Origin of the sequence: Pseudoalteromonas sp. CST2 (assembly GCF_028599385.1) — a bacterium.
Taxonomy (GTDB): Bacteria; Pseudomonadota; Gammaproteobacteria; order Enterobacterales; family Alteromonadaceae; genus Pseudoalteromonas; species Pseudoalteromonas atlantica.
Genome location: NZ_JAQREO010000002.1, coordinates 415,201 through 441,070, shown reverse-complemented (window position 1 = coordinate 441,070; position 25,870 = coordinate 415,201). Strand labels below are relative to the sequence as shown.

At 40.3% G+C, this 25,870-nt stretch carries 21 protein-coding genes; 16 read left to right on the top strand and 5 right to left on the bottom strand.

Going from position 1 to position 25,870, the window contains the following annotated elements:
* The first annotated feature begins 113 nt into the window (after positions 1 to 113).
* The 4 genes from PSH41_RS04675 to PSH41_RS04660 all read left to right on the top strand — a co-directional run bounded on the left by PSH41_RS04675 (position 114) and on the right by PSH41_RS04660 (position 3,834).
* A complete protein-coding gene (locus PSH41_RS04675; protein ID WP_273588188.1) occupies positions 114 to 1,331 on the top strand; it encodes a lipoprotein-releasing ABC transporter permease subunit in 1,218 nt (405 codons plus the stop codon).
* Complete coding sequence (gene lolD, locus PSH41_RS04670; protein ID WP_096739670.1) at positions 1,324 to 2,022, top strand: lipoprotein-releasing ABC transporter ATP-binding protein LolD; 699 nt, start codon at positions 1,324 to 1,326, stop codon at positions 2,020 to 2,022. Before PSH41_RS04675 ends, lolD begins: the two co-directional genes overlap by 8 nt.
* Entirely contained in the window at positions 2,012 to 3,256 is a 1,245-nt protein-coding gene (locus tag PSH41_RS04665; protein WP_024034069.1) for a lipoprotein-releasing ABC transporter permease subunit, read from the top strand. Before lolD ends, PSH41_RS04665 begins: the two co-directional genes overlap by 11 nt.
* 113 nt (positions 3,257 to 3,369) lie before the next feature.
* A complete protein-coding gene (locus PSH41_RS04660; RefSeq protein WP_055253445.1) occupies positions 3,370 to 3,834 on the top strand; it encodes a DUF1456 family protein in 465 nt (154 codons plus the stop codon).
* 62 nt (positions 3,835 to 3,896) lie between these two features.
* Here the strand turns inward: PSH41_RS04660 and PSH41_RS04655 are convergent, their stop codons facing one another.
* Both PSH41_RS04655 and PSH41_RS04650 read right to left on the bottom strand, forming a co-directional pair.
* Positions 3,897 to 5,630 carry an AMP-binding protein gene (locus PSH41_RS04655; protein ID WP_273588189.1) on the bottom strand — a complete coding sequence of 578 codons (1,734 nt, stop codon included), beginning with the start codon at positions 5,628 to 5,630 and terminating at the stop codon, positions 3,897 to 3,899.
* Between the two features lie 305 nt (positions 5,631 to 5,935).
* On the bottom strand, positions 5,936 to 6,382 hold the full coding sequence (locus PSH41_RS04650) for a DUF3010 family protein (protein WP_004587837.1): 447 nt from the start codon (positions 6,380 to 6,382) through the stop codon (positions 5,936 to 5,938).
* Between the two features lie 383 nt (positions 6,383 to 6,765).
* On the opposite strand from PSH41_RS04650, the gene thrS reads away from it, so the two are divergent.
* From thrS to PSH41_RS04600, 10 genes are all read left to right on the top strand, one after another.
* Positions 6,766 to 8,676 carry a threonine--tRNA ligase gene (gene thrS / locus PSH41_RS04645; protein WP_004587838.1) on the top strand — a complete coding sequence of 637 codons (1,911 nt, stop codon included), beginning with the start codon at positions 6,766 to 6,768 and terminating at the stop codon, positions 8,674 to 8,676.
* A 59-nt stretch (positions 8,677 to 8,735) separates the two neighbouring features.
* Positions 8,736 to 9,296: a translation initiation factor IF-3 gene (gene infC, locus PSH41_RS04640; protein WP_024034072.1), complete on the top strand. Its 561-nt coding sequence runs from the start codon at positions 8,736 to 8,738 to the stop codon at positions 9,294 to 9,296.
* A 211-nt stretch (positions 9,297 to 9,507) separates the two neighbouring features.
* Entirely contained in the window at positions 9,508 to 9,708 is a 201-nt protein-coding gene (rpmI, locus tag PSH41_RS04635) for a 50S ribosomal protein L35 (RefSeq protein WP_004587840.1), read from the top strand.
* A gap of 15 nt (positions 9,709 to 9,723) precedes the next feature.
* On the top strand, positions 9,724 to 10,086 hold the full coding sequence (rplT, locus tag PSH41_RS04630) for a 50S ribosomal protein L20 (RefSeq protein ID WP_004587841.1): 363 nt from the start codon (positions 9,724 to 9,726) through the stop codon (positions 10,084 to 10,086).
* 422 nt (positions 10,087 to 10,508) lie between these two features.
* Complete coding sequence (locus PSH41_RS04625) at positions 10,509 to 12,326, top strand: M14 family metallopeptidase (protein WP_273588190.1); 1,818 nt, start codon at positions 10,509 to 10,511, stop codon at positions 12,324 to 12,326.
* A gap of 1 nt (position 12,327) precedes the next feature.
* A complete protein-coding gene (locus tag PSH41_RS04620; RefSeq protein ID WP_248451456.1) occupies positions 12,328 to 12,969 on the top strand; it encodes an MBL fold metallo-hydrolase in 642 nt (213 codons plus the stop codon).
* Between the two features lie 90 nt (positions 12,970 to 13,059).
* A complete protein-coding gene (locus PSH41_RS04615; protein WP_002960703.1) occupies positions 13,060 to 13,518 on the top strand; it encodes an Lrp/AsnC family transcriptional regulator in 459 nt (152 codons plus the stop codon).
* 129 nt (positions 13,519 to 13,647) lie between these two features.
* Positions 13,648 to 15,204 carry a SulP family inorganic anion transporter gene (locus tag PSH41_RS04610; protein ID WP_248530924.1) on the top strand — a complete coding sequence of 519 codons (1,557 nt, stop codon included), beginning with the start codon at positions 13,648 to 13,650 and terminating at the stop codon, positions 15,202 to 15,204.
* 229 nt (positions 15,205 to 15,433) lie between these two features.
* Positions 15,434 to 16,507, top strand: a complete 1,074-nt coding sequence (locus PSH41_RS04605; protein WP_024034075.1) for a sensor histidine kinase — start codon at positions 15,434 to 15,436, stop codon at positions 16,505 to 16,507.
* A complete protein-coding gene (locus PSH41_RS04600) occupies positions 16,504 to 17,328 on the top strand; it encodes a LytR/AlgR family response regulator transcription factor (RefSeq protein WP_024034076.1) in 825 nt (274 codons plus the stop codon). The genes PSH41_RS04605 and PSH41_RS04600 overlap by 4 nt, the downstream gene beginning before the upstream one ends.
* A gap of 62 nt (positions 17,329 to 17,390) precedes the next feature.
* On the opposite strand, the gene pyk is transcribed toward PSH41_RS04600, so the two are convergent.
* Positions 17,391 to 18,827, bottom strand: coding sequence for a pyruvate kinase (gene pyk / locus PSH41_RS04595; protein WP_004587847.1), 1,437 nt, complete (start codon positions 18,825 to 18,827; stop codon positions 17,391 to 17,393).
* A gap of 384 nt (positions 18,828 to 19,211) precedes the next feature.
* Between pyk and gndA the strand changes: the two genes are divergently transcribed.
* Positions 19,212 to 20,585: an NADP-dependent phosphogluconate dehydrogenase gene (gene gndA / locus PSH41_RS04590; protein ID WP_024034078.1), complete on the top strand. Its 1,374-nt coding sequence runs from the start codon at positions 19,212 to 19,214 to the stop codon at positions 20,583 to 20,585.
* A gap of 66 nt (positions 20,586 to 20,651) precedes the next feature.
* Here the strand turns inward: gndA and ansA are convergent, their stop codons facing one another.
* Positions 20,652 to 21,662 (bottom strand): asparaginase, encoded by a 1,011-nt coding sequence (gene ansA / locus PSH41_RS04585; RefSeq protein WP_024034079.1) that lies wholly within the window; start codon positions 21,660 to 21,662, stop codon positions 20,652 to 20,654.
* A gap of 82 nt (positions 21,663 to 21,744) precedes the next feature.
* Complete coding sequence (gene sppA, locus PSH41_RS04580; protein ID WP_273588191.1) at positions 21,745 to 23,610, bottom strand: signal peptide peptidase SppA; 1,866 nt, start codon at positions 23,608 to 23,610, stop codon at positions 21,745 to 21,747.
* 219 nt (positions 23,611 to 23,829) lie between these two features.
* Between sppA and PSH41_RS04575 the strand changes: the two genes are divergently transcribed.
* Positions 23,830 to 25,791, top strand: coding sequence for an oxidoreductase (locus tag PSH41_RS04575; RefSeq protein WP_273588192.1), 1,962 nt, complete (start codon positions 23,830 to 23,832; stop codon positions 25,789 to 25,791).
* The last annotated feature ends 79 nt before the right edge of the window (positions 25,792 to 25,870 follow it).

Genomic DNA, 25,870 nt, shown 5'->3' with positions numbered 1-25,870 from the left:
ATATAGCCAAGTATAAGATTTATAAATTATTTCTTACATTTATGGTCATATTCAATTCATCTTAGTTCGTGCTACTATAGCCGCACACTTTTAGCATAAATGTTTTAAATAATATGTTTCAACCGGTTAGCTTATTTATAGGGCTCAGATATAGCCGCTCCTCCAAAGGAAATGCGTTTATATCGTTTATCTCGTTTTTTTCTATTGCCGGAATAGCCATAGGGCTAATGGCCTTGTTCACTGTAAGCAGTGTAATGAATGGCTTTGAAAACAGTTTAAAAACAAATATGTTAGGGCTCATTCCTCACGTAGAAGTACAAGCCAATAAACACACCAGCGAACAAATGACAGTGTTAAAAGCCGATTTAGAGCGCTCAGATTATGTAGATCACGTAAGCCTTTACCGCCACGGCGAAGCCATCTTGCAAACCAATAAAGATTTACACGGCGTATTACTGCAAGGCTTGTATGGCAATAACGGATCGCTATATAAAATTACCGATAAAGTTGTGCAGGGCAATTGGCAAAACGTTTTAAATAATAGCTACAACATAGCTATTAGCCGTTATTTAAGCCGTAAGCTTGGTGTAGGTATGGGAGAGAAGCTGCGCGTAATTATGCCTAATGCCTCAACTTACACGCCGCTTGGGCGCGTACCTAGTCAGCGTTTATTTAAAATAGCCGCAATATACGAAACCGGCTCAGAGATAGATATGAGCCTTGCATTTACCAGCGGCGCATCTTTACAGCGGGTATTAAAGCTTAGCAAAAATACCGCGCCTAACTTAAGTGTGTCGTTACATGAACCTTTTGAATTAGCGCAATTTACAACGGACAGCCAGCGCATTTTACGCGATTACCAAGTAAGTGACTGGCGCAGTAGCCAAGGTACTTTATTTGCCGCGGTTGCCATGGAAAAACGTATTATGTCTATGCTGTTAGGGCTGATTGTATTAGTGGCTGTATTTAATATTGTTTCGGCACTGACTATGATGGTGAGTGAAAAGCAAGGCGAAGTAGCGATATTACAAACCTTAGGTTTAACGCCTTCACAAGTACAAAAAGTGTTTATGGTGCAAGGCTTGTATAACGGGGTGATTGGCACCGCGATAGGGGCACTTTTAGGTGTATTGTTTAGCTTATATATTAATGAACTACTCGCTGCTGTAGGGCTAAACCTACTAGCAGGTGTAGAGCTTCCGGTAAAATTTGATGTGTTAAGCCTCGTTATTATTGCGCTTAGCAGTATTGCAATGAGCTTTTTAGCCACTTTATATCCTGCGCGCAAAGCCGCAAAAGTAAAACCAGCAGAGGTATTGCGTTATGAATGATTTAGTTATTAGCTGTCAAAACTTAAGTAAAGTTTATCAAGATGGCCAAAACCAAGTAGAAGTATTAAAAGGGGTGGACTTATCTCTTAACCAAGGGGATATGCTGGCTATAGTAGGCAGCTCAGGGTCAGGAAAAAGTACCTTATTGCATATTTTAGGAACCCTTGATACGGCTACATCGGGTAGCGCTAAAATAAAAAATCAAGACGTTGCTAAATTATCGCGAACAGAGCAAGCGGCGTTTAGAAATAAAAACTTGGGCTTTATTTATCAGTTTCACCATTTATTAATGGAATTTAGTGCGGTTGAAAACGTGGCTATGCCGCTGCTAATTAAAGGGCTCAACGCAAAAGAGGCAAAAGAGCAAGCCTTGCAAATGCTAGATAAAGTAGGCCTAGCGCATCGCAGTGAGCATAAACCTTCGGCACTGTCTGGGGGAGAGCGCCAGCGTGTTGCTATTGCTCGTGCTTTAGTGACTAAACCCGTATTAGTGTTAGCCGACGAACCTACCGGTAACCTTGATAAGCAAAACGCGATTAAAATTTACGATTTAATAAATGAGCTAAATAAAAGCCTAAATACAAGTTTTGTTGTGGTTACTCACGACTTAGAGCTTGCAGACAAACTAGGCAAAATTGCGTATTTAGATGATGGGAAACTTGCCATTAAAGAGTCGCACCATGTTGCTTAGTTTATTTTTAAGTGAACGCTTTAGAGCGTATTCTGGCCATAAAGACGAAAAAAACGCATTTGTAAGCTTTATTGCCAAAGCCTCTACCGTTGGTATTTTATTAGGGGTGGCGGTGTTAATTGTTGCGCTTTCGGTTATTAATGGCTTTGAGCAGCAATTAGTGCATCGTTTATTAAGTGTGGTACCGCAAGTTGAATACGTAGCGCCTAGCCGACCGATTGCTGATTGGCCTAACAAAGTAGAAAAACTTAAAGCAGAGCCTCATGTTACAGGTGCTGCGCCATTTATAGCAGTAAATGGTATGGCGCAATTTAAAAGCCAGCTTAAAGCGGTAGAAATACGCGGCGTTGAACCTAGCTATGAAGGGAATGTATCGGCCATAAATCAATTTACCAAAGGCACACTGGTTAGTCAGCTGCGCACGGATGACGTTATTTTAGGCAAGCAAATTGTAAAGCAATTAGGCGCTAATATAGGCGATAACATTACTTTACTCATTCCTAAAATTAGCGAGCAAGGTAAGTCTCTATTAGCCCCTAAACGCGTAACGTTAACACTTGCGGGCATTATAGAAATGGGTGGGCCAATTGACAGTAGCGCTGCATTTATTCACTTAAATAAAGCACAGTCAGTTTTAGGTTACGACGCCAGCCAAGTGACAGGTCTACGATTGAGCGTAGATGATGTGTTTGCTGCGCATCAAATTGCACTGCGAGTAGGGCAAACTATTAGTGATTATGTGTATGTCTCTAGCTGGTTTAGAACGCAAGGTAGCCTGTATCAAGATATTCAAATGGTACGCACAATTGTGTACATTGTGGTGTTTTTAATTATAGCGGTAGCTAGTTTTAACATTGTATCGTCGCTTGTAATGGAAGTGCGCGAAAAACAAGGCAACATAGCTATTCTAAAAACTATGGGTGCTAAAGACAGTACCATTTTAGCTACCTTTGTCATGCAAGGTTTAACGCAAGCCTTTGTTGGCGTGTTACTTGGTACACTAGTTGGGGTTATATTAGCGCTTAACATTAGTGAGCTGTTTACATGGGTTAGCCAGTTATTTGCAGCTAATCCGCTTGAAGGTGTTTATTTTATTGAGTTTTTACCCAGTAAATTAGTACTCAGTGATATTGGAATAACAGTTATTGTTACCTTTGTTTTAGCTGTACTTGCTACTATTTACCCAGCGTGGCAAGCAACTCGAGTCGACCCTGCCAAGGTACTGGGTAATTAACAACTCTTTATAGTGTAAATATCAATAGGGCAGCGTGCCTTAAGCTGCTAAACTGCGCGCTCATTTAACGTGGGCGCTCTAATTTAGCCTCGCTCTCTACTCAGGAAATTACTTTGACAAATAACGATATTTTACGCCGTGTTCGCTATACCTTTAATTTAACCGATACTGCCATGGTCGGTATTTTTGCCGCCGCAGAGGCTACAGTTACCACTGAGCAAGTCGTTGCATGGTTAACAAAAGAGGGTGAGCAAGGGTTTGTTAAAATGTCAGACACTGAGTTTGCTACGTTTTTAAATGGCTTTATTAATACTAAGCGTGGCAAGCGCGAAGGCCCACAGCCTGTGCCAGAGGCTAAGTTAAATAATAATATTATTTTTATGAAGCTACGTATTGCTTTAAACATGAAAGCAGAAGATGTAATAGCAACACTTGCAAAAGTTGACTTTGAATTAAGTAAACATGAGCTCAGTGCGTTTTCTCGCAAAGTAGAAAATAAACATTATCGTGTGTGTAACGATCAGGTTTTGCGTTTGTTTTTAACAGGTGTTCAGCAGCAGTATCGCCCTGCAGAGTAGATAAATTATTCAACGCTAAAAGCTCAGCAATTGCTGAGCTTTTTTGTAGTTAATGGTTGCGGTTAAGAAAAGGCCTTATCAGTAAGTGATTGCTGCATTTGCTCTCGCATTTTAAACTTTTGCAGTTTGCCTGTTACTGTCATTGGGTAACTCTCTACAAAGCGAATATAACGGGGCATTTTAAAATAGGCGAGTTTGTCTTTTAAAAATGCACGTATTGCTTGCTCATCAAGTACTGCATCTTCTTTTGGCTGGATCCACGCACACACTTCTTCGCCGTACTTCTCATCACTAATACCAAATATAGCGGCATCTTGAATACCTGGGTAAGTGTAAAGAACCTCTTCAATTTCGCGTGGGTAAATGTTTTCGCCACCTCGAATGATCATGTCTTTAATGCGGCCAACAATACTCACAAACCCTTCGCTGTCCATTACCCCTAAATCACCAGAGTGTAACCAGCCTTCGTCATCTATAGTGGCTTTTGTTTTTTCTTCGTCATTCCAATAGCAGCGCATTATACCGGCGCCCTTACTACATACCTCACCAGGTACACCTATTTTTTGAATGTTACCCAGTTCGTCAATAATTTTAACTTCAGTGTGAGCAAGGGCTCGGCCAACGGTTGTTACTTGGCGCTCTATTGATGAGTCGGTTTCGGTTATATTGTTGATTGGGCTGCACTCAGTTTGCCCATACGCAATTAATACTTGATGCATGTTCATTTGTGTTTGGACTTTACGCATGACTTGCTCAGGGCACGTTGAGCCCGCCATTACACCAGTGCGTAAAGTGCTGAGGTTATAATTGGTAAAATTAGGCAGCTCTAGTTGGCTAATAAACATAGTCGGCACACCATGCAGCGCGGTACAGCCCTCTTGCTGCACAACATCAAGTGTGGTTTTTGCATCAAACGCATCGCTTGGGTATATAGCTGCGGCGCCTTTACTTACACATAACAGGCTGCCAAGCACCATCGCAAAACAATGATACAGAGGCACAGGTATGCACAGCTTATCTTGCGCTGTAAAATGCATAGCCTCTGCAACAAATAGCGCATTATTTAGTATGTTTTTATGGGTGAGTGTAGCGCCTTTAGGGTTGCCCGTGGTGCCAGAGGTAAACTGTATATTTATGTCTTGATCCGCGTTTAAATTTGCTGCAATCGCATTTAATTCAAGCTTGTGGGCTGGGGTAGCAAAATTCATCACATCAGCAAACGTAAACATACCAGGGCTTTTTTCATTGCCAATGCGTATTACATTTTTAAGGCTAGGTAGGGCATGTGCATTTAGCTCACCGGGTTCACATTGGGTAAGTTCAGGCGCTAAGCTGTTAAGCATGTCTATATAATTGCTGCCTTTAAAATGTGACGCGGTAATTAATGTGCTGCATTCTACCGAGTTCAAAGCATAGGCTAACTCGTTTGGTCTGTAGGCAGGGTTAATGCACACCATAATGGCACCTATTTTGGCGCTCGCAAATTGGGTTAAACACCACTCAATGTTATTAGGTGACCATATTCCTACTCTATCTCCTGGTTTAACGCCGATTGCTAGTAGCCCCATAGCGAGTTGATTAACTTCATTTTGAAATGCTTTATACGTTAAGCGTACATTTTGATGGCTAACAACGACAGCGAGCGAATCAGGGTGTTTGTCGACAATAAAGTCAAAGTACTCGCCAATCGTTTTTTCAGTTAGCGGCGTGCTTTGCGCACCTTTAAAATAGCTTTTTGTGAGCGGTAATGTGTTTATTTGTTCTACTTCTTTTACCGAGCGCGATGGTGTGTGCATATGCTTCTCCGTATTAATGTGTGTCAGTTACTTATATCAATCCGTGCTGATAAGACAGTTTTCATTTGCTTAGCCACGAATAGCTGTGTAGCTAAATAAAAAATAGTTAAGCGAATTGATATAGGCCGTAGTTAAAATAAACACAAATTGTCGACAAAGAAAGGGTGGTTAGACTAATGTACTAAGCATAAAGAAAAGTTAAATGAAACGTTTTACAGAGGGGCAATAAAAACTAACTTTTATAAAGGCATAAAAAAACGCCACTAAATGGCGTTTTTTATAGTTTATTTTAATCGCTGTGTGACTTATAGCTCGTCACTGCGGTAGGTTTTTTTCATAATGTATACATAGGCATTAACAAAAGCGTTTTCTTGGTACTTTTTAAGGCCTGTATCTTCAAAAGCAATAGGTATAGGGTTGCGTTTAAGCTGCTCTTTAATTTCGGTCGTTGAGAACACGCGAACGTCTAACTCTTCAATTAATTGAATCGCTGTTTCCATTTTAAAGCCCTTTGCACTGCCTGCAAATTTACCTTTAGGTTGGCGCTCACGAATGGCAACAGAATCAATTTGGTAATCTTGCATTAGTTTTGCAAAATCAAATTGAAATTTACGCATTATTTCAGTGTCGTTACCGTTACCTAAGGTAAAGCGTGTTTGGCGCACATCACGAATATCAAATACGTCGTTATCTTTACTTAAAATACAAAGTAGTACATCACTACCGGTAATTTCTACACCACATGTTCTCATTGCTGTTCTCTAATATAACTTAATTGCTTGGTATTATACCCAACATCTAATAAATTGCGAGAGCAAGGCGGTGTAGGTGCATTTTAATAATCAGTAAACTCAAGTTGTCACATGCTTAATTTAAATTAGCGAGCGAAAAACAAAAAAATGACAATTTTAAGTAAAATTTCAAGTAATGAGCGCGCTTTAAACTTGTAATTGATACTCTATCACGCGACAATATCTTTTTTGTAGTTGAGCAGACTCAGCATCTACATTAGTCATTTATGGCGAAAAATAGTCAATGCTTATTCGTAAAAGCGTTGTCGAGTCATTCTCATTTAATTTATTTAAAAATACACGTGATACATTGTAGGTGTCACCACTGTATGTAAGGATTTATAATGCCAGTTATTACTCTTCCTGACGGCAGTCAGCGTAGTTTTGAAAACCCTGTAAGTACTCTTGATGTAGCTAACGACATTGGTCCTGGTCTTGCTAAAGCAACCATTGCTGGTCGCGTTAATGGCGAGCGTGTTGATGCGTGCGATATGATCAACGAAGATTCGCGTCTTGAGATCATCACCGCAAAAGATGACGACGGCCTAGAGATTATTCGCCACTCGTGTGCTCACTTAATCGGTCACGCAGTTAAGCAGCTTTTCCCAGACGCTAAAATGGCTATTGGTCCAACTATTGATAACGGTTTTTACTACGATATTGATATGGAACACTCTTTGTCTCAAGAAGACTTAGACGCCATTGAAAAGCGTATGTTGCAACTTGCAAAAACAAACTACGACGTAGTGAAAAAAAATGTAAGCTGGCAAGAAGCACGCGATACGTTTGAAGCGCGTGGCGAAACATACAAAATGGAAATTTTGGACGAAAACATCGCAAAAGATGATCGCCCAGGACTATACCACCACGAAGAATACGTAGACATGTGTCGTGGTCCGCACGTACCAAACATGAAATTCTGCCAAAACTTCAAAATAATGAAAGTAGCTGGTGCTTACTGGCGTGGCGACTCTGAAAACAAAATGCTACAGCGTATTTACGGCACAGCGTGGGGCGATAAAAAGCAACTTAAAGCGTACCTTAAACGCTTAGAAGAGGCTGAAAAACGCGATCACCGTCGTATTGGTAAAGCGCTTGATTTATGGCACTGGCAAGAAGAAGCGCCAGGCATGGTATTTTGGCACAACGATGGTTGGAGCATTTACCGCGAGCTTGAAGAATTTGTTCGTGAAAAACTGCGTGAGTACAGCTACGAAGAAGTTAAAGGTCCAATGATGATGGACCGCTCTTTGTGGGAAAAATCAGGTCACTGGGAAAAATACTCAGACGCCATGTTTACCACAGAGTCTGAAAAACGCGAATACGCTATAAAACCAATGAACTGCCCAGGTCACGTGCAAATTTTTAACCAAGGTTTAAAATCGTACCGTGATTTACCACTGCGTATGGCTGAGTTTGGTTGTTGTCACCGTAACGAACCATCAGGCGCTTTACACGGCTTAATGCGTGTACGTGGCTTTACACAAGATGATGCTCACGTGTTCTGTACAGAAGAGCAAGTAATGGACGAAGTTTCAGCGTGTATTAAGATGGTTTATGATACATATGAGACATTCGGTTTTGACAAAATTGTAGTTAAGCTTTCTACGCGTCCTGAAAAACGCATCGGCGATGATGAAATTTGGGACAAAGCAGAGGTTGCATTAGCCGATGCACTTAAAGCAAACGACATTGAATTTGATTACCTACCAGGTGAAGGTGCCTTTTACGGACCTAAAATTGAATTTACTTTGTACGATTGTTTAGACAGAGCGTGGCAATGTGGTACAGTGCAACTCGACTTTGCATTACCGGGTCGTTTAGGCGCTACTTATGTAGCAGAAAATAACGAACGACGCACTCCAGTTATGATACACCGTGCTATTTTAGGCTCAATTGAGCGCTTTATCGGTATTTTAACTGAAGAATACGCTGGTTTATTCCCAACGTGGCTTGCTCCAAAGCAAGTGGTAATTATGAACATTACCGATAAACAAGCAGATTACGTGCACGAAATTGTACAAAAATTAAATAAACTTGGAATTAGAGCCGCTGCTGACTTGAGAAATGAGAAGATTGGCTTTAAAATCCGAGAACATACACTTAAGCGTATTCCTTACTTACTCGTTGTTGGCGATAAAGAAGTTGAACAACAGGAAGTAGCAGTACGTACCCGCACAGGTGAAGACCTAGGCAAATTTAATGTTGATGATTTTGTAGCTAAAATTAGCGAAGAAATTAAAAATCGACAGTAAAAATCGAGCGTGTAGGGCAATCACAAACAGCCAACTACACGCTTATATTATTGATATTCTTGGAGGAACGTACCATTAGAGGCGGCAAGAAAGGGCAACAAACAGCTCAAAAAAATCGTATTAACGAAGAAATTACAGCTCAAGAAGTTCGTTTAATCGACATCGAAGGCGAACAAGCTGGAATTCAGTCATTAAAAGACGCACAAGCTATGGCTGATGCAGCGGGTGTTGATCTTGTAGAGATTAGCCCAAACGCTGAGCCGCCTGTTTGTAAGGTTATGGACTACGGTAAGTTCATCTTTGAAAAAAGCAAAGAACTAAAAGAGCAGAAGAAGAAGCAAAAGCAAATCCAGATTAAAGAAATCAAATTCCGTCCTGGCACGGATGAAGGTGACTATCAGGTTAAGCTGCGCAACTTACGTAAGTTCTTAGAAGCTGGCGATAAAGCTAAGATTACTATCCGCTTCCGTGGCCGCGAAATGGCTCACCAAGAAATTGGTATCGAATTATTAAACCGTGTTAAGGCTGATTTAGAAGAACTTGCAGTAGTTGAGTCTTTCCCAAATCGTGTTGAAGGCCGCCAAATGGTTATGATGATGGCGCCTGTTGCTAAAAAATAATTTTTAAGCGATAATACGCACCGAATTTAGCTCAGGTACCCAAGTGATATGCAAATATTCACCTGTGCTAACCGGTTTTAAAGTAAAATTGCGGCATTTTTGCTGGGTTTTCACCGGAATATGGCAGTAAGTTAGGCCTAAAAGTGGAGCTATAGAAATATATCTCACGCCTGCTTACTAATTTTTAAGCAATACATTTGGAGTTATTGCAATGGCTTATAAGCTAAAAAGTCACAGAGGCGCTGCTAAGCGTTTCAAGAAAACTGCTTCTGGCGGTTTCAAGCGTAAACAAGCGCATCTTCGTCACATTCTGACTAAGAAAACTTCTAAGCGTAAGTTACACCTACGTCCTAAGATGATGGTTCATAAAAATGACCATGGTCTAGTTTCACGTATGTTACCATTCGCTTAATAGGGGTTTTTAGAAATGGCAAGAGTTAAACGCGGCGTTGTCGCACGTGCACGTCACAAAAAAGTTTTAAAGCAAGCTAAAGGTTACTACGGAGCACGTTCACGTGTTTACCGCGTAGCTTTCCAGGCAGTTACTAAAGCGGGTCAATACGCTTACCGTGACCGTCGTGCGAAGAAACGTACTTTCCGTCAATTATGGATTGCACGTATCAATGCAGCTTCACGTCAAAATGGTCTGTCTTACAGCCGTTTTATCAATGGTCTTAAAAAGACTTCTGTAGAAATCGATCGTAAGATCCTTGCAGATATCGCTGTTTACGACCAAGTTGCATTTGCAGCGCTTGTTGAAAAAGCAAAAGAAGGCCTAGCGGCAGCTTAAGCTTTTTTAAATAAGTAATAAAGAGGAGCCCTAGGCTCCTTTTTTTGTGCCTGTAATTTAAGACTCGCTTAATAATATACCCCCGCAATAATACTTTATTATTTTGATGGCTAAATGTGTCGTTATCTGCGTTAAAAAACTCTCATTAAGAACTACTAAATAGCGAAGTTTTCCCTAGCTATTAACACGTTTATCCATTCTCAAAATAGATCACTTAATTAAGCGGATTGGTATAAACAACGAATTGCTTGCTAAGCTATTGACACTTTTCCCCAGCCTTAAAATTAACTACTTTAATAATCACTTTATTGAGTCCATGGGTATAAACGGGCTTTCTTTTTTGTTGAATCACCGCACTTTTATAATATCGCTATGTTTACTTGGTATAATTTATTTTATTAAAGCGTTTGTTAGAGAAAACTATGTTTGCAAGCCTGTTATTTCTATCTGCAATTGTGGCAGATAACAGTCATTTACCGCCACTTATTCCTTGGCAAGGTGATAGCGTTTCGTTATTACAACAGCAAGGCCCGTTAACCACTGATTTTGAGTTATCACAGGGCAAAGCCTCGCCAAACTATGCCGATACTATGGCGTTTGTAGATAGGCTTGTAGCGGCAAATCCCACGCAGTTTCAGTCTCAAATAATAGGCTACAGTAATAGTAATCGCGCTATTAAAATGTTGGTTGCCAGTGAGCAAGGTTTTTTTGAAGCTGGGCAAATGGCCAACAGCACTAAGCCAACCGTTTTTATCCAAGCCGGTATTCATGCAGGTGAGATAGATGGTAAAGACGCCATGTTTATGTTGCTGCGCGATATTGCGACAGGTAAGCGCCGGGATATTTTAAAAAAGGTAAACATACTTTTTATTCCTATTTTAAACGTAGATGGGCATGAACGCAGCAGCGCATTTAATCGCATAAATCAGCGCGGCCCTGAAAAAATGGGCTTTAGAACCAATGCAAATAATCTAAACCTTAATCGCGATTTCACTAAGTTAGATACACCAGAGGTGAGAAGTGTTTTAAAGGTTATTAACGATTACAACCCAAACTTATACATTGATGTGCATGTTACCGATGGCGCCGATTATCAGTACGATGTGACCTATGGTTATAACCCTGTATTTGCAAGCGAATCGCCTGCTATATCTGATGCATTAGATCAGTATATAAAGCCGGTTATTGACGAAACATTACAAAAGCAAGGGCATATACCTGGGCCATTGGTATTTGTTATGGATAAACGCGACTTTAAAAAAGGCCTTGCAGGTTGGGTGGCTACACCGCGTTTTTCAAACGGGTGGGGCGATTTAAAATCATTACCAACAATTTTAGTCGAAAACCATTCTTTAAAACCTTATCAACAACGCGTATTAGGCACCTATGTATTTTTAGATGGGGCAATAAACGCGCTTTCTCAGTACAGTCATGAGCTTTCGAACGCCGTTAAAAAAGAGCAAGAATTTGTACCTGAGAAACTAATTGTTAAACGAGGTTATGCTAAACAAGCAGACACGATTAGTGAGTTTAAAGGGGTAGAATACACATCAAGTGTAAGTGCGCTTTCGGGGCAAACTGAGGTTAAATATTTAGGTAAAGCCTATACCTACACTGACTTACCGATTTATTGGCAAAAAGAGGTTGAACGAGTTGTTGATGTGCCTGAAGCGTTTTTTGTTCCGCCTGTATATAGCGATATAATAGAAAAGCTTAAGTTACATGGGGTGTCAGTAAACAAACTTAAAGGCGCGAATACGCAACCTTTAAAGCTTGCCAAAGTACTTGATTACTCGTTCGATAAAGCCCCATTTGAAGGGCGCTTTAGAGTCTCTGCAAGTTTTGATTATGTACCAGCAATAAATGTTGATTTAGACGGATGGTATCAAGTAAATACGCAGCAAAAAGCAGGGGAGTTAGCGGTTCATTTATTACACCCAGAGGCTCCTGATTCATTTTTTGCGTGGGGTGAGTTTAATACAATTTTTCAACGAACAGAGTACATGGAAAACTACACGTTAATCCCTTACGCAAGGAAAATGCTTAAAGACAACCCAAAACTTGCTCTCGAGTTTGATAAAAAACTTCAAGATAAAGCATTTGCGCAAGATGCCAATGCACGTTTGCACTGGTTATATTCACACACGCCATTTTATGACGAAGCGTATTTGAAATACCCAATTTTAATGTCGTATGAGCAAGTAGCCGTTATTCCCGATCAAAAAGATAAAGAAATTTAATATGCACGTTATTACGATACCCGTGACTGCTTTTTCTCAAAATTGCAGAATTATTAGCTGTACAGAAACAAAGCAAGCTGTGGTGATAGACCCAGGTGGTGATACACAAAAAATTATAGCCACGCTTAGTGAGCACAAATTAGTACTGAGCGCTATTTGGCTTACACACGGGCATTTAGACCACGTAGGTGCGGCCGATGAATTACGCTCCCACTACAATGTGCAAGTTATTGGCCCGCAAAAAGATGAGTCATTTTGGTTTGATAACCTGCCTATGCAAGCACAAATGTTTGGTTTTTCAGCTATTGATGCTTTTTACCCTGACATTTGGCTTAATCATAATGATGTATTAACGCTTGGTAAACTTAGCTTTAGTGTTAAGCATTGCCCTGGGCACACACCTGGTCATATTGTGTTTTATGAGCCTAATCAGCAATGCGTTATTGTTGGTGATGTTATTTTTAAAGGTGCTGTAGGGCGTACAGATTTCCCTAAAGGCAATACTGAGCAGCTCATTGAGTCTATTAAAAGCCATATTTTAACACTTGATGACAACACGCGTATTTTAGCTGGCCATGGTGAAGATACCACTGTAGGCCACGAAAAACGCACTAATCCATTTGTAAGTGGCCAATTTGGTTAATTAAAATCCATGAAAATGCAAAATTATTGCAGACGGAATTTTAAATTGGCTGTATAATTTAACCAGTTTATTAGATAAATAAGAAATAAAATGTCTCTAAATCACGTAGATCGCCAAATTTTGGCACTTTTACAACAGGACGCAAGTCTTTCAACTGCTGAAATTGCAGACAAAGTAGGCTTATCTCAATCACCTTGTTGGCGACGCATTGCAAAGCTTGAACAAGATGGCTATATCAAAAGTAAAGTTGCGCTTTTAGATGAGAAAAAGCTTGGTTTTGACATGCTTGTATACGCACATGTGCGCTTATCAAATCATGGCAAGAAAAACTTAGCTGAATTTGAAAAGCTAATTATGAGCTATGACGAAGTGACAGAATGTTACACAATGGCCGGCACCATGGACTTTATGCTGCGTATAATCTCACAAGGTATAGAAGGCTATGAGCACTTTGTACGTGACAATTTACTCAGCTTAGAATACGTTCAAGAGGTACACTCTAACGTAACCATGACATGTGTAAAACGCAGTACATCTCTTCCTCTATAAAATAAACGACACAAAGTTAAGCTATACTAAGAAAGCTAATAACGGTGTGTGGAAATTGTTAAATGAGCGCTAATTTGGTAACATTTAGCGCTTTTTCGATCCTAACCTAATAACCCCCTGAGGAACTCAATGTTTAACTTACTCAGCAAAGCGCCTAGCTCTGCTAAAAACGATATTTTATCTGGCTTAACTGTAGCACTTGCTTTAGTTCCAGAAGCTGTTGCGTTTGCTTTTGTAGCAAATGTCGAACCTTTAGTTGGTCTCTACGCCGCGTTTATCGTTGGTTTAATTACGGCTATTTTTGGTGGCCGCCCTGGTATGATTTCGGGCGCAACCGGTGCATTAGCTGTTGTAATGGTAAGTTTGGTACTTGATCATGGTGTTGAGTATTTATTTGCCACGGTGTTGCTGATGGGGATACTGCAAATACTCGCGGGTATATTTAAGCTCGGTAAGTTTATTCGCATGGTCCCCCATCCTGTTATGCTCGGCTTTGTTAATGGATTAGCGATAGTAATATTTTTAGCGCAACTAGGGCAGTTTAAAGTGCCAGATGGCGCAGGTGGCCAGCAATGGATGACGGGTAACCCGCTTTACATCATGTTAGGTTTAGTTGCATTAACCATGGCTATCATTCACTTTTTACCTAAGCTCACCACTGCAGTGCCTTCTTCTTTAGTGGCTATTGTAACGGTAACCGCGTTAGTAATAGGCCTTGATTTAGACTCGCGCACTGTACTTGATTTCCTAAAAGGGATGACAGGTAATGAAGCGGCTACCATTGCTGGCGGCTTTCCTGAATTTCACATCCCTATGGTTCCATTTACCCTGGAAACTTTTTATATAATTTTTCCGTATGCATTAATTTTAGCGGCTATTGGTTTAATTGAGTCGTTATTAACGCTTAGCTTGATTGATGAAATTACAGAAACCCGTGGTCACTCAAATAAAGAGTGTATTGGCCAAGGTGCTGCTAATGTAACCTGTGGCTTTTTTGGCGCAATGGGTGGCTGTGCCATGATTGGGCAATCAATGATCAACATTAATTCGGGCGGGCGCTCGCGCTTGTCGGGTATAAGTGCTGCACTAATGCTGCTTGCATTTATTATATTTGCTTCAAGTTTAATTGAAATGATCCCACTGGCTGCGCTTGTAGGTGTTATGTTTATGGTTGTACTTGGTACGTTTGAATGGGCAAGCTTTAAAATGATGAAGCGCGTACCACTGTCTGATGCCTTTGTAATTGTATTGGTATCTGGCGTAACCGTAGTAACCGATTTAGCGATTGCTGTGTGTGTTGGTGTTATTGTTTCTGCCTTGGTATTTGCTTGGAATCATGCAAAACATATCTACACAACTAATTACATTGATGAGCAAGGTGCTAAAGTTTACGAGCTTCACGGTCCGCTATTTTTTGGCTCAGTTAAAAACTTTTCTGAGTTATTCGATGTTAAAAACGACCCTAAAGATGTAATTATTGAATTTGAACACAGCCGTGTTGCGGATCACAGTGCCATAGAAGCCATCGACAGCTTAGCTGATAAGTACACTAAAGCAGGTAAACAGCTTCACTTACGTCATTTAAGTAAAGACTGTAAGCAGCTGTTACACAAAGCGCGTGACTTAGTTGAGGTAAACGTAATTGAAGACCCAACTTATAAAGTGGCTTCAGATAAACTTGCCTAGTTTATAAGGTGGCTTTGCCCATACGAGCTGATTGAATCGGCATTTTAAAAGCGAAAGGTTAAAGCCTTTCGCTTTTTTATTGGCTTAACTTTGCGGTAAGGCTCTTAAAAATTAAGACAGTTGGTACTGCTAACACTTTGTAATAATCGATATAATAACAAAACCAGTGGTTAAATTAGCTAACGTAATTTTAACTTATTGGCTAACTTATACGGAGTTGTATTTTATTTTGAATTGGCAATCTTTAGTTGATAACAGGCAACGCTTTTTTTGGCTATTGCAAATTGCAGGCTGGATTGGTTATGCGCTTGTAAATTATATCGGCTCTAAAGTATTTGAAATGCGTGATATTTACGTGTTCGTTATATTATTAAATGCCTATGCGGGCTGTTTAATGACAGTCCCACTTCGTTATATTTACAGAAAAACCTGGAATGCTTCGCCGTGGATATTAATGGTGGTTGTATTTGGTGCCTCGTACATTACAGGTACGTTGTGGGCAATTGTACAAAAATTTAATTTATGGGAAATATACCGCCATGGTTATCGTCCAGAAGATTGGTTTTACTATTTACAGCATGGCTTAGACTCTGTTTACATAATTTTATGTTGGAGTGGCTTATACTTTGGCATAAAGTATTATCAGCTATTACAAAGTGAGCGACAAAAAGCGCTTAAAGCAACTACAATGGCCCATGAAGCGCAATTAAAAATGCTCAGATATCAACTTAACCCGCATTTTTTATTTAATACGCTCAATGCTATTTCTACATTAGTTTTGGTAAAAGAAAACAAAGATGCTAACTTAATGGTGGCAAGGTTAAGCGACTTTTTGCGTTATACACTAAATACCGATCCCATTAAAAAAGTGCCTTTAGAGCAAGAGCTACACGCATTAATGCTGTATTTAGAAATAGAGCGGGTTAGATTTGATGAGCGCTTAAAAGTAAATGTAGATGTAAGCGAGCAAGCAAAAGAGGCACTTGTGCCAAGCTTAATTTTGCAACCGATAATTGAAAACGCAATTAAATACGCCATTGCGCATATGTCACAAGGCGGTGTGATAGACATAAAAGCACAGGTTTTTGCCAACGAGCTACTACTTGAAGTAGGTGATAATGGCCCCGGTACCGAACTAATAGACGGACAACTTGTAAATGCACAAGGGGTAGGGGTGGCAAATACCAAAGACAGATTAAAAACGCTCTATGAAAATAATTATTCGTTTGTATTATCACATAATACGCCAAGTGGATTGAAAGTTAATCTGCGAGTACCGTTTGAGAAGGCTGTGAAGAAATGACTAAAATTAAAACCATCATTGTTGATGATGAACCATTAGCAAGAAAGGGCTTAGCAGTAAGACTTGAAGAATATACTGATATAGAAGTAATTAAACTGTGTAGTTCAGGCTCTGATGCAATAGAAGCATGTAAAGAGCACCCAATAGACTTAGTTTTTTTAGATATACAAATGCCAGGAATGAATGGCTTTGAAGTTGCCCGTGCCTTAAGCGAAAGCACTAAAGCGTTACCCGCGATTGTGTTTGTTACTGCATTTGATCAATTTGCAGTAAAGGCATTTGAAATACATGCTTTGGATTACATTTTAAAACCCGTTGACGATAACAGACTAAAACAGGCGGTAGAAAAAGTGCATAGTTACTTAAAAACACAGCAAGACAACGCCCATAAGAAAAAACTAGCGAGTTTTGTTGCCGGTATTACAGGTAATAACTGTGAAGAAATACTTAAAAAATTAGCCACAGGCGATACCCTAACCGACAAACGTTACCCAGAATCACTGGCGGTAAAAGAGCAGGGTGAAATTATTCGTGTCCCGGTTGCGACAATTCAGTGGGTTGATGCCGCCGGCGATTATATGTGTTTACATTGCCAAGATGGGCAAACACATATTTTGCGCAAAACAATGAAAGAGCTTGAGCAAGAGCTCGACCCTCATTTGTTTGTGCGCGTTCACCGCAGTGCAATTGTAAATACAAAACAAATAAGCAAGCTGGTTACACAAGTAAGCGGTGAGTATTTATTAGTGCTTGAAAACGGACAAGAGCTTAAAGTAAGCCGAAGCTACCGCGATAAAGTAAAAGCAGCGCTAGCCAGCTAGTTTGATATTTTACAGGCATAAAAAATGCGAGCTTAGCTCGCATTTTTTATATAAGGCAGAAATTACGCTACAGTTACAATTTTCATTGTGTTCGTTGCGCCCACAGTTTCCATAGAGTCACCGTGAGTAATAATTACTGTATCGCCAGAGTGTAATGAACCTTGTGCTACAAGGGTATCAAGTGCGGCTTTAACCATTCCGTCTTTTTCAGTTTTTGTAGAATCAAAAAACACAGGGTAAACACCACGATAAAGCGCTGTTTGGCCTAGCGTGCTTGCATGGCGTGAAAGCGAGTAAATAGGTAAACCAGAGCTGATACGCGACATAAGTTTAGCGGTACTACCTGACTCAGTTAAGGTAACAATGGCTTTAACCGAATCTAAGTGATTAGCAGCGTACATAGCTGAAAGCGCGATAGATTCTGCATTGTTAGAAAAACGGCTGTCTAAACGGTGCTTAGATACATGGGTTTCTTTTTGCGATTCTGCACCTAAACAAACACGTGCCATTGTAGCGACCGTTTCTTCAGGGTAATCACCGGCAGCGGTTTCTGCTGAAAGCATAACTGCATCAGTACCATCAAGTACTGCATTTGCCACATCCATAACTTCTGCGCGTGTTGGCATTGGGTTATCGATCATCGATTCCATCATTTGTGTTGCAGTTACAACAGTACGGTTTAATGAACGAGCGCGACGAATAATGAGTTTTTGTTTACCCATTAGTGCAGCATCACCAATTTCAACACCTAAATCGCCACGAGCAACCATTACAGCGTCTGATGCTAAAACAATGTCATCTACGGCTTCTTGTGTTTCTACTGCTTCTGCACGTTCAATTTTTGCAAGTAGTTGTGCTTTAGAACCTGCAGCTTCTGCTAAAGAGCGTACATAACGCATATCATCGCCACTGCGTGGGAACGATACTGCAATGTAATCAACATCTATTTCAGCGGCAGTGATTAAATCTTCTTTGTCTTTTTCTGTAAACGCAGGGGCTGTTAAACCACCGCCTAAACGGTTAATGCCTTTATTATTTGATAATACACCACCTACCGTAACCGAGCAGTGCACTAAGTGACCTTCTACTTGCTCAACGGTTAGTTGAATAAGGCCATCGTTTAATAGTAATAAATCGCCAGGGCTTACATCTTGTGGTAATTCTTTGTAATCAATACCTACCGCGTTTACGTCGCCTTCACCTTTTTCCATTTTTGCATCTAGGGTGAATTTAGCGCCTACTTCAAGGTTTACTTTACCTTCTTTAAACGTTGAAACACGAATTTTAGGACCTTGAAGGTCTGCAAGGATAGCAACATGTTTACCTAATTTTGTGGCTATCTCGCGTACAGCTTGTGCACGGTCTTTATGATCTTGTGCAACACCATGTGAGAAGTTTAAACGTACTACATTAGCGCCAGCGCGAATAATTTTTTCTAGATTGTTATCTCGATCTGTTGCAGGCCCAAGTGTAGCGACTATTTTTGTGCGTCTTAGCATCAAATTCTCCTGTGTGCTTAGATGTGTAAGCAGGTTGACGGTTATTTTGTGACTTCAAAATACTTATAACTTATGTATAAACATTTTTAGTTATAGGCAAACTAGTTAGTATTGCCACTATTTTATACAAAACGAATATGTCATCATTATGACACCGGTGTCAAAATCCGTCAATGATCTTAAATTCAAAATACGCAGAGTATTTGTAACCGCACAGCCCTTATATTTGATACAATTGCAGTGCTTTTTAATAGCGTAATAAAAAAGCATGCTGTATTAGCTCAACGTTCGCATTTTATGACGGTATGAGTATAATGCACGCGGTATTATTTAATGAATTACTTAGTTTACTAACCAAATAGTTGTTACCGAGGAGGACACTAAATGCAAGTTGCATTAGTCGGGTTAGGCGTTATGGGCAAAAATATTGCCTTAAACATGATTGAAAAAGGCATAACGTTAGTCGCATATGATAAAAATCCACATGCGGGTGAAGAGTTATTAAGTTGTGCTAAATCGCAAGGCATGGCCGATAGACTTCATATTGTTTCTGATTTAGGAGACATGGTAAGGCGTTTAGAAGCACCTCGCTCTATTTTATTATTAGTGCCTGCAGGCGAACTGGTTGATGCTGTGTGTAATGAGCTTGTTGAAGCTGGCGTACAGTGTAACGATATGATTGTAGATTGTGGTAACAGTAACTACAAAGACGGTATTAATCGTAAACTTAAGTATCAAAACAAATTTGAATTTGCCACCATGGGTATTTCTGGCGGTGCCGAAGGCGCTCGTCATGGTCCTGCAATGATGGCAAGTGGCTCAGAAGGCGGTTGGGAGCGAATCGAACCGTGGTTTGAAAAAGTAGCCGCTAGCTACAATGGCGAGTCGTGTTTTGCACGCGTTGGTCAATCGGCCAGTGGCCATTTTGTAAAAATGGTTCACAACGGCATTGAATACGCAATTATGCAGCTTATTGCTGAAGTGTATCAACTACTTCGTATTGGTACAGGTCGTTCACCAAAAGAAGTGGCTGAAATTTTTGATGACTGGTCTACCGGTCACTTAAATAGCTACTTACTTGCTATTTCTAGCCATATTTTATCTCTTGAAAACACCAAGCAAGAGCCGCTAGTTGATTTAATTGATAATAAAGTAGGCGCAAAAGGCACAGGCCTGTGGACTGCGCAAAATGCACTTGAGCTAGGTATTGCTGTTCCTTCACTGGTTGCCGCGGTGCAAGCTCGCCACTTAACCAATGTATGTGACACCACCGCAGCACAAGAAATGACATATGCTGCTAAAGCTACAAACAAGGTTGATATTGACCTTGAAGAGCTAAAAGATGCCTTTACATTGGCAAGTTTATTAGCGTATCGCCAAGGTTTAGCGTTAATTAAAGGGGCATCTCGTACCCATCAGTGGAAAGTAGACTTGTCTAAAACGCTGCAAACATGGCGTGCGGGTTGTATTATTCGTGCTGACTACCTAGATAGCGTAGCGCAAGGCGTAGAATACATTGATACGCTTGAAAATGAATCTAATGCGCTTCGCAAAGTAACTGGGCAAGCTGTAATGACTGGCTTAGCGTTCCCTGTACTTGCATCAACACAAACGTATTTAGCCACATTAACCACACCAAGTAATGGGCATTTAGTACAAGCTCAGCGTGATTACTTTGGTGAGCATGGTATTAAAACTCACTCAGGTGAAGTGTGCCACTTAACTGATTTAGTGGGTATAGACGCGAAAGTAAGATAATTAACGCGTTTATAAATTAATAAAGGCACGCTATTTAGCGTGCCTTTTGCGTTTTGGTCACTAAAATTAGCGGCTTAATTCACCGCGTAAATTGTCTTGCATTAAATGGCGAATCGTTTCAATTTCTAGGTTTTGGCTAAACAAATAATGCAGCTTTGTTAAACACGCCTCTAGTGTCATATCGTAGCCACTTATTACACCAATATTTAATAACGCGTTACCCGTAGCGTAACCACCCATATTTACATGGCCTTTTAAACACTGTGTTAAATTAACAATAACCATGCCGCGTTTACTTGCCTCACTTAGCACGTCTAAAAAGTCAGGGTCTTGTGGGGCATTACCTACGCCAAAGCTAAGCAATACCAGTGCTTTTATATTGTCATTCACCAAACTTTTAACCACGTCTTTACTAATGCCTGGGTATAAATAAAGTACACCAATTGGTTGAGGTGTAATGGTGGTTACCTGTAGTTCGTTTTCTACATAAGGGCTTAGCTGACCTTTAATTAGCTGAATATTAATACCAGATAATGCTAAAGGCTCTAGGTTAGGAGATGCAAAGGCATTAAAACCATCGGCATGTGCTTTCGTGGCTCGATTACCTCTAAATAATTGGTTATTAAAAAATAAGCTCACTTCAGCAATAGGGTAATTAGCCGCTAAAAACATGGCGTTTAATAAGTTAACTTGGCCGTCAGAGCGTAATTGCGATAAAGGAATTTGTGAGCCAGTAACAATAACGGGTTTAGTTAAGTTTTCGAACATGAACGACAGGGCAGAGGCTGTGTAAGCCATTGTATCGGTGCCATGAAGTACCACAAAACCATCGTAATCGTGGTATTTGCTTTTAATGTCATCAGCTATTAGTTGCCAATGCGCTGGCGACATATCTGATGAATCGATTAAAGGGCAGTACTCGTGAATATCAAAAAGGGGCATTTCTTCACGGTTAAATTCTGCGTTATTGACCACTGTTTCTGTTAAAAAACCTTCAGCCGGAATGTAGCCACGGCTCGATTTTTTCATACCTATGGTACCGCCAGTGTATGCGATATAAATGCGTTTACGTTTCATAAAAAAAGCCCAGTAAAAAAACTGGGCTTAGTATAACGTTAAGTTGTTTTAAATACAGCTGCTTGAGTAAATACGTGCACTTTTATTGTGCAACGCTACACTCTAAACAACGTGCGTATACACCCTGCGGATCGTTATAATCTTTCAGATCAGCTACTTCACTACTAAGGCGCTTTATCACCGTATTAATATTAGCTTGAGTTGCTAAAACAGAGGCTGTATTTGTATTTAAGCCAAGCATAGATTTAACGGATGCACTGCCAAAAATATCTTGCAGCATTTTTTCTTGTGGGCTTAGGTCTTGCTTAATTGTTTTCACTTCGTAGTGATTAAGTTTTGCAAGCGCCGCTGCGGCATCAATCGCATCTTGTTTATCACCAAGCTTATCAACTAGGCCAAGCTCTTGTGCTTGTGAAGCAATCCACACACGGCCTTGTGCAATTTTATCAACTTGCTCTGGTGTCATATTGCGCGCATCAGCAACCACATCTATAAAGCGGCTATAAGCTTCTTCAACACTCATTTGAATAATTTGCGCCATTTTTTCATTAAGCGGGCGAGTAATAGAAAATCCAGCCATTTCTGACGTTGCAACACCATCTGAGTACACACCAATTTCAGATAAAGTATCTTCAAAAGTCATAAATGTACCAAACACACCAATAGAGCCGGTGATAGTACTTGGTGCTGCCCAAATTTCGTTAGCTGCTGAGGCAATCCAATAACCGCCAGATGCGGCAACTGAGCTCATTGATGCGATTACAGGTTTGCCTGCGGCTTTAAGTGCTAATACTTCAGCGCGAATAACCTCAGAGGCAAACATGCTGCCGCCACCTGAATCAATACGTAAAACAACCGCTTTTACTTTATCATCAAGGCGTGCTTTGCGAAGTAATGCTGCGGTAGAATCGCCGCCAATTTCACCTGCTTTGCGCTCACCATCAACAATCGTACCTTTAGCAACAACTACAGCAACTTTTTCTGTAATTGGGTTATCAAATTCGATAGGGGGCTTAACTAAGCTTAAGTATTCACGAAAAGACACTTGCTTAAATGTTTTACCGTCTTCTTGTGCGCCAACTAAATCAATGAGTTGTTGGCGAATTTGCTGAGTTGTTTTAAGCGAGTCGACCCATTGATGGTCTAGTGCATATTTACCTGCATCGCCATTTGCCGCCTTCATTTTAGCAAGGTAAACATCCATGGTTTCGTCAAAGTTAGATTCATCAAAAGGGCGAACCGCAGCAACATCTTGCTTATATTCGCTCCATAATGCACCAAGCCAAACGCGGTTTGCTTCTTTAGCAGCATCAGACATATCGTTACGAATAAACGGCTCTACCGCCGACTTAAACGTACCGACACGGAAAATATGCTGCGTTACTTTAAGTTTTTCTAGTGCTTCTTTAAAGTAAAGTGGATACATTCCATAGCCTTCAATGGCTACCGAACCATAAGGATGCATTGCAATTTCATCGGCATGCGATGCAATATAATATTGCGATTGAGTGTAATAGTAGCCCGATGCAATCACTTTTTTACCCGCTTGCTTAAAGGCATCTAACGATTTAGTAATACGCTTTAATTTATTTAGGTGGGCTTTCGGCATTTCTTGCAAATCTAGTAAGATAACGCTGATGCGCTCGTCATTAGTGGCTTCATCAATCACTTTGACTACATCATCAAGTAAAATTTCACTAGGTGCTTCTGAATTAGACGTAGCATCGTTAATGGCTGCTTCGACAGGGTCTATATATGTTTTTTCTTCCACAATAGGCCCATTAAGATTAAGCCTAAGTACAGAGCCATCTTCTATTATTATTGTATCGTCATCGCTTGATAGCGACATAAAAAATACAACAACCAGTAATAAAAACAAAATGTTGAGTATTAAACGACGAGAAAAGTTTATTCCAGCCCAAATACCTCTAAATACCTTTGCTATCAAAATAGCTCCTTAATTTGGTACAGCTAATACATTAGTTCCATCTTAGCCTAGAATAAAAATAATTTTAACTGCTAAATCGTAACGAAGTGTTTATGAGGTTACATAAATATACGTTTTTAATAGTATTTTTAATTAAATGCAGGCACATATTGCTTATTACTTGCCATTAAAGCAGAATTAGCTAATGTATACAGGTTAGACCAGTTAACGGGGCACAGGATGTTAGAACAACAATTACAATTAAAACACACACAATTACGAAACCGCTTGGTAATGGGCTCAATGCATACAGGCCTTGAAGAGGGCTGGCACAACCGCAAAAGGTTAAGCGCTTTTTACGAGGCGCGTGCTAAAGGCGGCACGGCCATGATCATTACCGGGGGCTACAGCCCTAACTTGCGCGGTAAATTAACGCCTATTTCTTCATCATTTAACAGCTATTATGATGTATTTAAACACCGTGCATACACAGGCGCCGTTCATAAACATGGCGGAAAAATATGTTTGCAGCTTTTACATGCTGGTCGATACGCTTATCATCCGTTTAACCAAGCCCCGAGCGCTATTCAAGCGCCTATAAATCCATACAAACCTAAACAAATGTCGCTAGGCTCGATTAAAAAAACCATTAAAGACTTTGCGCACTCTGCCTATATGGCAGAAAAAGCAGGTTACGATGGTGTTGAAGTAATGGGCTCTGAAGGTTACTTAATTAATGAATTTATGGCGCCACACACCAATAAGCGCGATGACGAATTTGGTGGTAGCCTAGAAAATAGAATGCGATTAGCGCTTGAAATAGTTAAAGCCGTTAGGGCTAAAGTATCTGATACGTTTTTAATTATTTTTAGATTATCTGTTATGGACCTAATCCCGAATGGCTCAACCCCTGATGAAGTCACTATTCAGGCAAAAGCACTTGAGCAGGCCGGTGTTGATATTTTTAATACTGGCATTGGGTGGCATGAAGCACGCGTGCCAACAATCGCCAGTATGGTGCCTCCTGGAGCATTTAAAGAAGCTTCAAAACGATTAAAGTCAGTGGTGAATGTACCTGTTATAGCTGTAAACCGTATTAATACGCCGGATATAGCCAACCAAATCCTTAATGATAATGAAGCCGATTTAATTTCAATGGCGCGCCCTTTATTGGCCGATCCGGAGTTTTTTAACAAATATCAAAATCAGCAAACTAAACAAATAAATATTTGTATTGGCTGTAACCAAGGCTGTTTAGACCACGTTTTTAAAAATAAACGTGCAACTTGTTTAGTTAATCCACAAGCCGCCTTTGAACTTGATTACCCGTTAGATAAAGCTTCTAAAGCTAAAAATGTATTAGTTGTTGGAGCGGGCCCTGCTGGGCTTTCGGCAAGTTGTTATTTGGCTGAAAAAGGGCACACAGTAACGCTTATCGATCAAAAAACACAAATGGGTGGCCAATTTAATCTAGCCATGCAAATTCCAGGTAAAGAAGACTTTAATCATACGCTTAGCTATTTTACTAATGAACTTGAAAGGCTCAACGTAAATGTAGAACTTGGTAAAGCCTACGATGATGCAATGTTACAAAAATACGATGACATCGTATTTGCCACAGGTGTACGCCCGCGTGAAGCTGCAATTGAATGCGCAGACTCTAAGCGTGTATTTGCTTATGATGAAGTTATACGCGGTGAGGTCGAACTGGGCAAATCAATAGCCATTTTAGGTGCCGGCGGTATTGGCTTTGATATGGTTGCTTTTTTAAGTGAGCATAAATCGCAATCTATTCCTGAGTTTAAAAAGCAGTGGGGTATTGAGTGCGAGGCAGAGCCGCACAAAGATGAGCGACAATTATACATGCTAAAACGCAGTGCAGGGCGCTTTGGTAGCGGGCTTGGAAAAACCACAGGCTGGATACATCGTCAAGTTGCTAAGCAACATGGTGTTAAACAAATTGCTGATTGCCAGTACCACAGTTTTGATAAAAACGGCCTCACAGTTACTGTTGCTGGAGAAAAACAAGTACTGCCGGTTGATACGGTTATTGCGTGTATAGGGCAGGTTTCTAATAATGAAGTGCTTGAGCAACACCGTGACAATGCAAAGGTACATGTTATTGGTGGCGCTAAATTAGCAGCAGCAATTGATGCAAAGCGTGCAATTTTTGAAGCGCTTCAAGTGGCCAGAGCCATTTAACAGTGTTAATAAAATGAAATAATTTACAGTACCCTCAGGTCTTGTGTGTATAGAGTTCATAACTTAATACACTGACAAA